This window comes from Nonomuraea sp. NPDC004354, assembly GCF_053602555.1.
In genome coordinates this window covers 26805-37955 of the sequence record NZ_JBSGDV010000037.1, presented here as the reverse complement: position 1 = coordinate 37955, position 11151 = coordinate 26805, and the positions used below count along the sequence as shown (strand labels likewise).

Annotated in this window: 18 protein-coding genes; 1 reads left to right on the top strand and 17 read right to left on the bottom strand. The window is 69.6% G+C overall.

Translation table 11 applies throughout. From position 1 onward, the window contains the following. The 17 genes from ACWENQ_RS44955 to ACWENQ_RS44875 form a co-directional block, all read right to left on the bottom strand. A partial coding sequence (locus tag ACWENQ_RS44955) for an HK97 family phage prohead protease (protein WP_452419671.1) occupies positions 1-475 on the bottom strand: 475 nt, incomplete at its 3' end. After that, positions 472-1686 carry a phage portal protein gene (locus ACWENQ_RS44950; RefSeq protein ID WP_452419670.1) on the bottom strand — a complete coding sequence of 405 codons (1215 nt, stop codon included), beginning with the start codon at positions 1684-1686 and terminating at the stop codon, positions 472-474. The genes ACWENQ_RS44950 and ACWENQ_RS44955, both read right to left, overlap by 4 nt. Positions 1687-1696: 10 nt before the next feature. Next, positions 1697-3202, bottom strand: coding sequence for a hypothetical protein (locus tag ACWENQ_RS44945; RefSeq protein WP_452419669.1), 1506 nt, complete (start codon positions 3200-3202; stop codon positions 1697-1699). Continuing rightward, positions 3147-3404, bottom strand: a complete 258-nt coding sequence (locus ACWENQ_RS44940; RefSeq protein WP_452419668.1) for a hypothetical protein — start codon at positions 3402-3404, stop codon at positions 3147-3149. Before ACWENQ_RS44940 ends, ACWENQ_RS44945 begins: the two co-directional genes overlap by 56 nt. 228 nt (positions 3405-3632) lie before the next feature. Continuing rightward, a complete protein-coding gene (locus tag ACWENQ_RS44935; RefSeq protein ID WP_452419667.1) occupies positions 3633-4046 on the bottom strand; it encodes a hypothetical protein in 414 nt (137 codons plus the stop codon). Positions 4047-4758: 712 nt separating this feature from the next. Next, on the bottom strand, positions 4759-4935 hold the full coding sequence (locus ACWENQ_RS44930; RefSeq protein ID WP_452419666.1) for a hypothetical protein: 177 nt from the start codon (positions 4933-4935) through the stop codon (positions 4759-4761). A 260-nt stretch (positions 4936-5195) separates the two neighbouring features. Then, positions 5196-5591, bottom strand: coding sequence for a hypothetical protein (locus tag ACWENQ_RS44925; protein WP_452419665.1), 396 nt, complete (start codon positions 5589-5591; stop codon positions 5196-5198). Positions 5592-5620: 29 nt separating this feature from the next. Further along, positions 5621-5851, bottom strand: coding sequence for a hypothetical protein (locus ACWENQ_RS44920; protein ID WP_452419664.1), 231 nt, complete (start codon positions 5849-5851; stop codon positions 5621-5623). Positions 5852-5880: 29 nt separating this feature from the next. Then, positions 5881-6918: a tyrosine-type recombinase/integrase gene (locus ACWENQ_RS44915; protein WP_452419663.1), complete on the bottom strand. Its 1038-nt coding sequence runs from the start codon at positions 6916-6918 to the stop codon at positions 5881-5883. After that, on the bottom strand, positions 6905-7168 hold the full coding sequence (locus tag ACWENQ_RS44910; protein WP_452419662.1) for a hypothetical protein: 264 nt from the start codon (positions 7166-7168) through the stop codon (positions 6905-6907). The genes ACWENQ_RS44915 and ACWENQ_RS44910 overlap by 14 nt, the downstream gene beginning before the upstream one ends. Further along, positions 7165-7479 (bottom strand): hypothetical protein, encoded by a 315-nt coding sequence (locus ACWENQ_RS44905; RefSeq protein WP_452419661.1) that lies wholly within the window; start codon positions 7477-7479, stop codon positions 7165-7167. Before ACWENQ_RS44905 ends, ACWENQ_RS44910 begins: the two co-directional genes overlap by 4 nt. Further along, entirely contained in the window at positions 7476-7748 is a 273-nt protein-coding gene (locus ACWENQ_RS44900; RefSeq protein ID WP_452419660.1) for a hypothetical protein, read from the bottom strand. The genes ACWENQ_RS44905 and ACWENQ_RS44900 overlap by 4 nt, the downstream gene beginning before the upstream one ends. After that, on the bottom strand, positions 7745-8248 hold the full coding sequence (locus ACWENQ_RS44895) for a hypothetical protein (RefSeq protein WP_452419659.1): 504 nt from the start codon (positions 8246-8248) through the stop codon (positions 7745-7747). The genes ACWENQ_RS44900 and ACWENQ_RS44895 overlap by 4 nt, the downstream gene beginning before the upstream one ends. Next, the gene (locus ACWENQ_RS44890; RefSeq protein WP_452419658.1) at positions 8245-8586 is read right to left on the bottom strand and encodes a hypothetical protein; all 342 of its coding nucleotides are present in this window, start codon (positions 8584-8586) and stop codon (positions 8245-8247) included. The genes ACWENQ_RS44895 and ACWENQ_RS44890 overlap by 4 nt, the downstream gene beginning before the upstream one ends. Beyond that, complete coding sequence (locus ACWENQ_RS44885; protein WP_452419657.1) at positions 8583-8867, bottom strand: hypothetical protein; 285 nt, start codon at positions 8865-8867, stop codon at positions 8583-8585. Before ACWENQ_RS44885 ends, ACWENQ_RS44890 begins: the two co-directional genes overlap by 4 nt. Then, complete coding sequence (locus ACWENQ_RS44880; RefSeq protein WP_452419656.1) at positions 8864-9964, bottom strand: DNA cytosine methyltransferase; 1101 nt, start codon at positions 9962-9964, stop codon at positions 8864-8866. Before ACWENQ_RS44880 ends, ACWENQ_RS44885 begins: the two co-directional genes overlap by 4 nt. Further along, on the bottom strand, positions 9961-10359 hold the full coding sequence (locus tag ACWENQ_RS44875; protein WP_452419655.1) for a hypothetical protein: 399 nt from the start codon (positions 10357-10359) through the stop codon (positions 9961-9963). Before ACWENQ_RS44875 ends, ACWENQ_RS44880 begins: the two co-directional genes overlap by 4 nt. Before the next feature lie 367 nt (positions 10360-10726). Between ACWENQ_RS44875 and ACWENQ_RS44870 the strand changes: the two genes are divergently transcribed. Beyond that, a complete protein-coding gene (locus ACWENQ_RS44870) occupies positions 10727-11143 on the top strand; it encodes a hypothetical protein (RefSeq protein WP_452419654.1) in 417 nt (138 codons plus the stop codon). Positions 11144-11151 lie beyond the last annotated feature (8 nt).

The following is an 11151-nucleotide window of genomic DNA, read 5'->3' as shown; positions in this document are numbered from 1 at the left end:
AAGCGAAGCTCATCTCGTCGATCAGGCCTGACCTGAGCTTGGGCAGGATGTATGACACATCGTGGTCCGCCAGGTCGAGCGCCGGCGCCCGCACCGACAGGCCGTTGTCGTCCTCCACCAGCTCGAGAGTGCCCGTGCTGGTGCGGGCTATCCGGCGCATCTGGTCGTGCCCGAGCACCAGGGGCACATCGAGGTCGGCGCGCGCCAGCGACTCGGCGCCGGCGCCGGCGGACACGATCTCGGTGTAGGGCCCCCAGAAGTCCCACATCTCGTAACCGCGCTCGTACACCGTGGCGTAGCCGCGGAACTCCGCCGCGCCCTCGGCGCCGGCGGACTCGCGCACTTCGACGCGGGCGGGCACCAGCGCCGCGGCGCGGGCGCCGGCGTGCTCGGCGCACCGACGCTGTGACGGGCGGTCGGCACGCTGGCGGACGTTGCGGGCGCGCTCGGCCGCGGCGGCGGCTCGATCGTTCATGAGGTCGCTCCTCCTGCTGCCGGGGCGGCGGTGGGTGGTTGCGTGCGGGCGCCGAACAGGCGGTCGAACTCGGCGAGCTGGTCGGGCGTGAGCGGCGGCCGGTCGTCCAGCTCGCGCGCCTCGGACGGGGTGAGCGTCCGCGAGTTGATCTGGGTCTGCATGGTGCGGGCGCGGGCCTCGGGATCCATCGCCAGCAGCGCGCCGCGGTTGAGCTTCACGTACCGCGGACCTGGCACCAGGCCCCGTGACAGCGCGTCCTCGCGCCGGGAGACCGCCGGCCCCAGGTTCATGATCAGGAATTGGAGGTTCCGCTGGGTGATGCTCGCGTAGGTGATCGAGCCGGTGGACACCGCGGCGTCGATCAGGTCAGACGGAACGCCGAAGAACCGCGCAATATCCGTCAGGTTGAACTGTCTGGCCTCGATGAACTGAGACTGCTGGGCCACGGCCTGGATTGGCTTGTACTCCCAGTCCTGGCCGTGAACGAACAGGTCACCGTTCGCGACGGCCGCCTTGAACGCGTCCTTGGCGATCTGCGCCTCAGCCTTGTTGATCTTCTTGGCGGTGTTCTTCAGCTCGGCCATCGGCACGGCGCCGGCGGCGAACCAGTCGCGGGCAAACTGCTGGGCGTTCAGGGATTCCTCGATCGTCCACGCGGCGTAGGCCACCGGGGACAGACCGAGGGGCAGGCCAGGCACGGTGTATTGCCGCTCGTGCCAGACTTCCCATGGGTCGTACTCGACGCCGGCGACCACGTATTTCGTGATCTCGGCGCCGGTGGCGCGCACCGTCACGTCGGACAGCGCGAGCAGGTCGATCCTCGACGGCAGGCCGAGACCGTCAGGGCCGGGCGCGCCCGACCGCTCGGTGATCAGCCCGAAGACGTTGCCGGCGCGGTCGAGGTCCACCTGAGAGCTGTACAGCCACTCTTGGATGCCGACCCGCTCACCGCCCGGGGACACCAGCACCGGCGGCTTGGGCACCTCGACCTGAACCCCGGACACCCGCCGGTAGACGTCCACGGGCATCGTGGAGACCAAATCAGCGCGCAAGCGCAGGCACGCCCACACCGCGCTGTGCCGTAGGGCCGTGTCGTTGGTGACGTGCACGCCCCCGGTCCGCAGCGCCCGACGATCGGCCAGGAGTTGCTCGGGGGTCGTCAGGTTGGCGTCACGCGAGAGCCACCCGCGCAACGTGCTCAGGACGCCCACGGATCACCTCCTATCCGAAGCTGTCGGCCACGTCGTAGTCCTCTGCGACCAGATGCGCGCGCGCCAGGTACGCCCACCGGGCGAGCGTCACCGTGACAAGCGGCGAGATGTCCACGCTGGAGATGCGCCGAGCCCACGCCCACGCATCGCCGAGCGGCCGAGTGGCGGCGCCGCGGATGGCGTCGGCGAGGATCTGCTGGCCGATGTGCCGGAACGCCTGCTGCGTCACCGCGTCGGCGAGCTGGCCGCACGCGGCGGCCACGTCCTGAGCGGTCGGCACCGCCAGGTCCCCGTACTCGGGCGCCTCGGGGTCCTCCGGGCGCGTGATACCGGCCTTCGCCAACGGCTCCAGCAGGGTCACCGCGGGACCCTTGGCGTCCACCGCGATGGCCACGGGGTGCCACCGGTCGCGCAGCTCCACCAGCCGGTCCACGATCCAGTCGGTACCTGGCCGCTGGTCGATGATCTCGCCGTGGCCGAGACCGTCGTCGCGTAGGCCGTAGACCCCGATGCATGCGCTGTCGCGCGACGGGGTGATGTCCACCGCGATGGCCACCGGGCCGGACACCCGCGATTCGGCGTCCATGAGCCGCTCCCACGCCTTGATGTCGAGCACCCGCGGCCCGTCGCCGGCGCGCGGCAACCAGGCGCCCAGGCGCTCCATCGCAAACCTGACGGTGGGGCCGAGACCCGAGGCGCTCGCTTCGTCCTCGACGAACTCCTCGGTGATGCGGATTCCCAGGGAGGGGTTGGTGGCGTACCACAAGTCCCTGTTCTCGGCCGCGGCCCGCACCGCGGCGGCGTCGGCCAGGTCCACATCGGCGCCCCAGTCGAAGTGCGCCAGGCGCTTGGCGCCGGCCTCTCCGTCCTCGCGCAAGCCGTACACCCACGCCGCGGGATCGTCGGGCGGGGTGCCGAAGAACCACAGCTGCGGGTTGGGCCTGGCGCTCATGGTGGGCAGCAAGGCGGCCATCTGCTCGGCGGTCAGCTCTTGGGCCTCGTCGAGGACGTTGCAGTCGCCCGAGAATCCTCGGCCCGAGCCGCGGCTACGGGCGATGAACCGCAGTCGGCTCCCGCCGGCCGAGCGGGTCAGTTCAATGCCCTGCTCGCCGTTGGCCTGCCAGTAGCGGTTCACCCGCCGGTCCAGGTCGGGGGTGCCCTCGATCAGGCCCTTGATCCTGAGGAAAGCCTCCTGCGCCGTCTTGTACTCGTGAGCGCTGTGCAGGATCAGGCGCTCGCCGAGCAGGAACAGCCCCCCCAGCTCGCGGGCCTCGATGATGCCGCCCTTGCCGTTCTGGCGGGGCACCCACGTAGACACCTTGAAGTTGGCCCACTGGCCGTCGCGGGTCTCGCCGAGGGAGTGTGTCAGCACGAACTGTTGCCACGGGTCGAGCAGCAGGCCGGCCGAGGCGGCCAACTCGATGACCTCTTCGCCGGCGCTGGAGACGTACGGCGCCCACCTACCTACCCGCGGCGTCTGCGCGCCGAGTCGCGCGCTTGGCAGCGAGATCGTCAACCGCGCTCACCTCCCCGCCCGGCAGCGCCTCGATGGCGTCGATAGTCGATCGCAGTTCCTTGGCCACCGCGGCGGCGGCCTGTCCCTTGGCTCTCACCAGCTCGGCCGCGAGCCGGTCGCGGATGGCCTCCAGCGCCGCGCGCTTGTCGCCGCGCACGGCGCCGGTGATGTCGGGCGGCGGGATCTCGGGTTGGCGTGCCATGAGCGCCCCTCCTGGCCGGTCGGATATTTGGACCTGCCGGGCGGTATGCCTGGTCAGGACGTGGGTGGTATATCCGCTGGCATGAAATCGGGCTGATCGTCGTCCATCGCGGCGAACCGCGGCGGCGGGCGGCCCGCTGGGCGGTCGATAAGCCACCCGCGGGCGTGAGCCTCGGCCAGCACCGCGGCCACCGCGGCATCCATCGCCGGGCAGAGACGTTCTGGGCTGCTACACACCGAGCACGCGCCGCAGGTCGGCGAGGGCCTGGTGGGCGCGCTTGCGTCGCTGCGCAGGCCGGCCGATCTCACAGCACGACTCCCGACGGATCCACCCGGGAACGGGCTCGGTCTTGTCCTCGTGGTAGAAGCACCGGTCTGGGATGACATCCAGCGCCTTCTCGATCGCGCCGAGGGCCTCCAGCGCGGCGGCGGCCCACGCGAGCGCGTTCCTGAGCGCGCACTCTTCAGGCTCGGCCTCGGCCGTCAGGGTGACCGCAGCTGCTGTTGCTTCCCATGCCTGCCGAGCGCTTCGTGGGAGGTCCTCCCACTCGGGGATCGGTTGGCCATCGTGGCCGAGCCCGCCCGATGCGGTGTGGTACGCGCAGAACGCGAAATGCGCCAGATCGGCATTCGTCATGCCCATGCGGAAACCCCCTCGTGAAGGCCGGATTTTGCGCGGAGAGAGATGCGGAAAGGGGGGCGCGGGGTCACCCACATGTCCGTTTTTAAAAAGAATGTCCGATTTGCGGCCTTTGGGGTCGCTCGACTTGGGGATACACGCCTAGGATCGTGCGGACTCGGATAGGGGGAACACATCCGAGGGGCTCCAGGGTGGCTCGCCGGCAAGCGCGACTCACCAGGGCCCACACGGGGCTCACGATGAAGGGGCTGTTCTGATCGAATATCTCGATCCTCTGGACCTCGTTGGGGTCGAGCCCCTCTTCGAGCAGCCAGCCCATGAAGCCGTCGTAGGCGGCCTGGTCACCGACGAGCCTGGCCCACGACTCGTGGCCCACGTCCACGACCATGAACGGCGCCAAGGTCACAGCGTTACGCACTGCCCTCACCTCACCACTCCTGTGATGTACGTAGGGGCTGAGCCAGTGGCCTGGCCCCCCGCTCCTGGTTGCACTTGCGCCCGCATACAGGGCATGGGGCCGAGCCACCGTGGGCCGGTCTCATGCCGTGCGGGTCGATGGGCTGGTCAGGGTCGATGTGCAGCGACACGAGGTGGTCTGCCTCGGTGGCACCCTCGTGCCCGCACAGGTGACACACGGTCCCGTACATCTCGAACATCTGGCGCCGGGCTCGCAGGTAGGGGCGCCCGGAACGGTGCCGGGCGACTCTCGTGCGGCTCACCAGCCGAGGGCGGCGGCGGTCAGGCCGAGGGCGGCCACGGCCGACAAGACGCCGATGGCAACGTTCATCCGCGTATCCCGATTACCTCGGTGGTAGGCGACATCGGCCAACAGAAGGGCCGAGAGAGCAGCCACCGCAGAGACGGCCGGGGCCCAGGAGGACAGTCCCAGCATGACTCACACCTCCTGGGTCCCGGTCCAAGGGGCGTCGCGCACCAGGCTTGTGGGGAAAGCGCTGGTCACCCCTGACAAAGCAAAAGGGCCCTGCATATGCAGGACCCTTTTGGGACAAGTCACCCTAGGGCATCTTGTCTGTCAGTTATGGATAGTACCAGCGCGTTACCAGGATTGTGTATTACGGCGTACCCCGTAATTGATGGTTTTACGATCCCTCGCGACCGGTTCGTTGACCGCCACTCGGCCACGTGCAGGTGTCAGGTAGCTTGGCTGGTCGCGGGGTACTTCCTGGTGTGGCCCTTGCCGCTGCACTCGGAGCAGGGGGCGGGCTCTGAGACGAAGAGTCGCTTGCGCACGCCGGGGACCCGAATGTGGTGGGTCTTCCCCAGGCCGTGACAAGCGTCGCAGGTGCGGTAGAGCGGTTCGGCGTGTTCTGTTGCCCGGTGCAGGCGGTGCACGCGGATGTAGGGCTCGTAGCCGTGGCGTTCACGTCCCTCGATGTAGAGCTTGTACCAACCGTTTCCGCCAGCGAGGGGGCCGCCGCCCGGCTCGACGTCGGCCCATGTGCCAGCCTCGATGACCAGCTCGCGGCCGGTGGCCCCTGAGATCACCTTTGTCGCGCGGGTGAAGGTGACGCGCTGCCTCGTGCTCATCGGTCGGCTCTCCTCAGGGGTTGGGGGCTTCAGTGGCGCCGCGCCGCCTCTTCTGCGGCCTGCTGGCGGGCCTGCTGGCGCTTGAGCCGGTCGAGCTCCTCCAGTTCGGCGTCGGCCACCTCGATGGCCTGGCGGTCGAGGGCGGGCAGGTCGCGCCAGTCGGGGCCCGCCAGGAACTCCTCGGCGACCTCGGCGGGCACCTTGCGGAGTAGCTGGGCCACTACGCGGTCCCAGCGGATGTCGCTCACGTCCTCGCTCACACATCTACGGTACCACGATTGTGGGCGCTCTACAGGCCCACGCTCCTCATGGCGTTGTCCCTCCACCTGTCCACCGCTCGGATGTACCGCAGCACCACCGGGGACTGAGGGTCCCACCGGCCATGCTTGGCGATCGTCTGCACGGGCACGCCGGCGGCGTACGCCACGGTGGCCCCGCCGGCGCGAAGCGAGTGCGCGGTGTACGCCTCGGCGTTGGGCAGCTCGGCCGCGGCGGCCAGGTCCCGCAGGATGGTGTTCACCGAGCTGTCGCTGAGCGACTCGCCGATGTTGCCGTGCCGGTCGATCCGGCGCAGCAGACGCCCGTCCGTGACGCCGTGATCGGCCAGGCACGCCACCCAGTCAGCGAGCGCGGCCACCGGGTTGGTCAGCGGGTGTGCGCCGGCGGGGATCGCGATGGTCTCCCCGCGGCTGTCCTTGTCGGTCTTGGACGTGCGAATGGTGACCTCCAACCCCTCGGAGGTCTCCAGCACGTCCGACACCATGAGCGCGACCAGCTCGGAGCGACGTCCCATGAGCGCCAGGCCGAGCACCAGCAGTAGCCGGTCACGCAGGCCACGCGCGGTGGTCAGGTCGCAGGCCTCGATCATCTGGCGCAACTCGGGGATGAGCACCGGCGGCGCCTGCCGCTGGTTGCGCTGTCCGTTCTCGGCGCGCTCGCGCTTGTAGCCGCGCAGCACGAGCAGGGCGGGCCCGGTGTCGGGCGTCTTCGGGTGGCCGGCCGTGCGGTGCGCGGCGCGCACGGTGGCAATGGCCTGGTCGATGGTGGCGGGCGCCATCTCGCGGTCGCACAGCTCGGCCACGTACTCGGCGAGCGTCTCGGGCGTGGCTACGAGCGGCGTGCGCCCGTGATGGGCGCACCAGCGGACGAAGTTCTGCCACTGGCGGGTGTAGGACCGGCGGGTGTTCGGACGCTGCCCATCGACCAGCCGCCGGCGGGTGGTCGGCGACAGGTACAGGTCGGCGTCGGTGTGGCCGGCGAGGGGCACGTCCACCTCGACCTCGACCAGCTCGGCCGCCTCGACCCGTGCCAGGTCAGTGCTTGCCATCGGTCTCCCTCGGCCTGAACGCGATGACGTTCGGCAGGCTCTTGGCGAGCGCCTCCTGAGCTTGGATGCCCGCCAGGATCAGCGGGCTGATCAGCGACCCGCACGCCGGCAGGTGACCCCGCACCACGTGAACCACTGGAACGATCGCGAACGTGGGCATGCCGAGGTCGAGGCGCGCGGCGCAGTACGGGCAGTAGATCGCCATGCCGAGTATCTGGCGTAGGCGTGCGTGCAGCCTGCCCTTGATCATGGCTCCTCCGAAAACTCGGTCTTGAGGTGCTTGTAGATCTTGTTGGAGAACTGGAGGGCGGACTTCTTCGTGATCGGCAGAAGGTCTGTCGCCTCGCGCATGTGGTCGAAGAACATCGCCTCGACCACCTCGCCCTTGCCGTCCTCGAAGTCCTGGGCGATCTCCGTCATGAGGTCGCCGAACTGGTGGGCGTCCTCGGGCGAGAGGCCGAGCAGCTCGGCCAGGTCGAACATGCGCTTGCCGAACTCCTTGACCTTGGTGACGGGCCGAGGCGCCGGCTGGAGGGGACGGACGCGGTGAGGCTGAGTCATCTGTCCACCTCATACCGCTTGGCCATGTCCTCGGCGTACCTGTTCAAGGTCCTGGTGTGGTGCTCCAGCCAGTTGACACGCGTGAGCGTCTGGCGGTCCGCGGCGAGTTGCTTCTCCAAGTCCTCGGCAACCACCCTGACGGTCATGAGGCGCTCGTAAAGCTCGCTCTCGGTCGAGAGCAGCTGCTGACTGGCCACAGCCGCCAGCGCGGCTACGAACCGCTGAATGTCCTCGTAGGTGTACGGGTTCGGGGCGTCTTCGTCGGTCACCGGAGGTCTCCCGTCCGGAAGCTGTCGGCCAGGGCGGCCACGTCGGCGCCCGCCCGTTCGAGCGCCTCGGCGTGCTCGGCCTCGGTCATGCCGAGCACCAGCCCGTCTACGGTGTTCGTGGCGAGCGCGAGGTGGCGCTGGCCGTTGGCCCACCGCGCGTAGTCGGCGCGCACGCCAGCCTCATCTCGACCGAGGGCGGCAGCGATCTTCTCCCACGGCACCCCAGCACGCACCGCGTGATGCACGTACGACGGGTGCCGCGCAGCGCGGGCGATGGCCTCGCCATAGGCCAGGATCGCGATGTGCTCGGCCTCGGTCAACGGGCTCTTGTCGAGCACCCCGTGACGCTCGGGATCGTACGTGCCGCTGGACCGGAGACCCTTCACGAGCCGGGCGTCCATGTCTCGGAACGTCAGGGCTTTCAGCCTTGCGACCAGCTCGGTCAGCGCTGCCTCGGTGCCGCTGTCGTACGGGTGGGCGGGCAGCTTCATGTCGGTCATCCTCGGGTTCCTCTCTGGAGCTGCTCGGCCCACAGGTAGTTGTCGGCCAGCTCGGCGATGATGCGGCGCCGCTCCTCCGGGTCGGTCACGCCCTCCAGGCGGGCGGCGAGCACCGTACGCGCCGAGTCGGGGGCCTGGTCGCACGGGCATTCGGCGATGGCGTTCCTGGCCTCGGGGTCGGTGGCGCTCGTGCGGCCGAGGCAACCGAGCATGCTCAGCTTCCCGGCCTCGCACAGTCGGCGAGTGCAGCACGGGCACTCGGGGCAGGCATCGGGGTCTGGTCGCTCGTACAGCGCGCCGAACGGCTCGGAGTACGCGTATTCGTCGTTCGCGGTCACCGGTTGTCCCCTGTGCGGTGCGTGTCGGCCACCATCTCCGTGTAACGGTCGGGGGCGTCCGGCTCGGTCATCACGTACGCCGGCGGCGCGTACTCCTCGCCCTGGGCGTCGGCGATGGCTCGGCCCGCGGCCTCGGTGAAGGTGGCGCCCTCGCCCTCCCCGTCGTACGCCTCGGTGTTCGGCCAGTGGTAGAAGACGACCACGTGGAAGGTGCCGTTATCCAGCACGGTGACCTCAAACCCGGTCCCGGGCGCCAGGTCCTCGGCGAGTAGCTCTCTCATGCTGCGGTCTCCATTTCGTCGAACAGCGTGGGCTGTACGTACCGGGCGGCGGTGGCGCCGCCCTGGGGGTAGATGCTGGCCAGGTAGTCACGAACTCGGCGCGGCCAGTCCAGACCGAGCGTCGCGCCGAGCACGGACGCGGCCACCACTGGTGACACGGCGTCGGCCGCTTGCAGGAACCGCTTGGTGCGCGAGCCCTGCCAGGGGTAGTCCCGCGGGAAGCCCATGAGCACGCCGGCCTCGGCCTCGGTGAGACGCAAGCCGTCACTCACCCGGTACCACGTGCGGGCCTTCTCGGTGAGACACCAGCTCAACCCGTCCGCCGAGAACACGTTCCCGCCGGTCGCACGCCGGTTGCCGCGGGTGTTGACCAGCTCGCCAGCAGCCCAGCCGAGCGCGCCCGCCATGGTGGACGGCTTGAACAGCTCGGCCGACGGCACCGGCTCATCCATGGGCGGCGCGTACTTGCCGGTGGTCCACAGCGACCGCAGCGGCAGGCCGGTCAGGTCGGGCGCGTACTCGCGGGTGGCGATCAGGAACGTACGGGTGCGGCGACTCGCCACGCCGAGGTCCTCGGCGGCCACAGTGGCCACCGCGAGATAACACCAGCCGGTCGTCATGGCCAGCTCGGCGCCGATCTCCTTCCAGAGCTGGGCCACGCCGGGAACCTGCTCGGCGACTACCCATTGCGCGCCCGGCAGCATGAACGCGAACCGCATGGTCTCGGCCACCAGCGCCGATCGCGGGTCGGTCAGGTCGGCCAGGGCGTCGAGGTAGGCCCGTTCGCTCGTCATGCCGGCGATGTGGTCGCCCAGCAGGGTGATGGCCGAGCTGATCGCGGGGAAGTCGCGCAGGCCCTTGCCGAGGCCCGCGCGGGAGAACGGCGGGCATGGCGGGGTGATGATGGCGCCGCCGGCGCTTGGGAAGTCGTCGGGGTGCAGGTCGGTCACGCTGGCCCGGGTGCGGCGAAACCCGGCGGCGGTGGCGGTGGCGCACGCGTCGGCGTCGATGTCGTAGCCCAGGATGGGCTCGGTGATGCCTGCGATGTGCGCGCCTTGGTCCATGCCTCCGGGCCCGCCGAACAGGTTCACGATCATCCGGCGTCCAACCCGTAGGCGTCGGCGATGTCGGTGGGCAGAAGCCTCACGAACTCCTCCAGCGCGGCGTACACGTTGCCGTGCGCGTCGTCGATCAGCTCGCCGAAGTTGATCCCGTGCTGCTCGCCGATGTCCTGGAGGTAGACGCACGGCAGGGAGGCGCACGGGTCGTCCTGGGCGAGCGTCCAGGCGGGGATGCGGTGGCTACCGGTGTACGCCCGGTCCTGGTTGACCTCGGCAAGCTCGCGGTCACAGACGATCGGCGGCCCATGCCACCCCCGGGTCTCCATGTCGGCGCGAAGCGTGGACAGCTTCTCGGTGTCGCGAACCTCGTGGTACGGCTCGATGCTGGTGCGCCACTCGATCGGGAGACCGAGGGGGTTCGTGATCGTCAAGACGACTCCTCGCCCTTCACCTTTTGGGGCATCGCTCGCACGTGCGGAATCCGGCCCGCCACTCACTGCCGGCGAGGCGGTGTCCGCACGTGCCGACGACGTACCCGGGCTGCCCGGGGATCTCGCTACCGGGCGCGGGGTAGACCGGCGTCTCCTCCTCCGGCATGGCCTGTTCCGTCACTGGAGGCTCCCTTCCTGATCGGTGAACTTCTACACTTACGGTACCACGCCTGTGGGGGTTCTGGCAATCGATAAGTAAGCTTATCGAAACTCAGACTCGCGGCCACGGATCTCCGGAAAACTGTAGAGTGCTCTACAGGTTGTGCTGTAGAGTGCTCTACAGATTCCCGATCGACAGGAGCGAGACGTGGACACGAACACCGCCGTCACCACCGGGCTCATCCGCGGCGCCAGCAGCATCCTTGCTTTCCAGGACCGGCGCGGGCCCCGGTACGCCATCACCGGAACCATCCGCCGCGGCGAGTTCTACGGCGCGTACGCGCGGACCGCCGAGGAGGCCGAGCGCGAGGCCGAGCGCCAGCGCGACCTCGGCTACTACGGGGTGAACACCTACGCCCCGATCGGGAGCGTGGACCTCGAACAGCTCGGCCGCGCTCGAGTAGCCGCCCGCCAGGCCGAGCGGGAGGCCACCGAGATGCTCCACGCGGGCGTCCTGCGCCGCGCCGAGCAGATGGCGGCCGAGGGCGAGGTGAACGAGTCCGCCCTGGCGCGCGAGGCCGGCGTGGACCGCATGACGATCCGGTCCTGGCTGGGCAAGCAGTAGACCCGCCC

What these genes read in the sequence shown, in the direction of transcription:
- ACWENQ_RS44940 (WP_452419668.1), bottom strand. Translation starts at nt 3,404, where the DNA reads ATGGCACGCCAACCCGAGATCCCGCCGCCCGACATCACCGGCGCCGTG.
- ACWENQ_RS44935 (WP_452419667.1), bottom strand. Translation starts at nt 4,046, where the DNA reads ATGGGCATGACGAATGCCGATCTGGCGCATTTCGCGTTCTGCGCGTAC.
- ACWENQ_RS44930 (WP_452419666.1), bottom strand. Translation starts at nt 4,935, where the DNA reads ATGCTGGGACTGTCCTCCTGGGCCCCGGCCGTCTCTGCGGTGGCTGCT.
- ACWENQ_RS44925 (WP_452419665.1), bottom strand. Translation starts at nt 5,591, where the DNA reads ATGAGCACGAGGCAGCGCGTCACCTTCACCCGCGCGACAAAGGTGATC.
- ACWENQ_RS44915 (WP_452419663.1), bottom strand. Translation starts at nt 6,918, where the DNA reads ATGGCAAGCACTGACCTGGCACGGGTCGAGGCGGCCGAGCTGGTCGAG.
- ACWENQ_RS44910 (WP_452419662.1), bottom strand. Translation starts at nt 7,168, where the DNA reads ATGATCAAGGGCAGGCTGCACGCACGCCTACGCCAGATACTCGGCATG.
- ACWENQ_RS44905 (WP_452419661.1), bottom strand. Translation starts at nt 7,479, where the DNA reads ATGACTCAGCCTCACCGCGTCCGTCCCCTCCAGCCGGCGCCTCGGCCC.
- ACWENQ_RS44895 (WP_452419659.1), bottom strand. Translation starts at nt 8,248, where the DNA reads ATGACCGACATGAAGCTGCCCGCCCACCCGTACGACAGCGGCACCGAG.
- ACWENQ_RS44885 (WP_452419657.1), bottom strand. Translation starts at nt 8,867, where the DNA reads ATGAGAGAGCTACTCGCCGAGGACCTGGCGCCCGGGACCGGGTTTGAG.
- ACWENQ_RS44880 (WP_452419656.1), bottom strand. Translation starts at nt 9,964, where the DNA reads ATGATCGTGAACCTGTTCGGCGGGCCCGGAGGCATGGACCAAGGCGCG.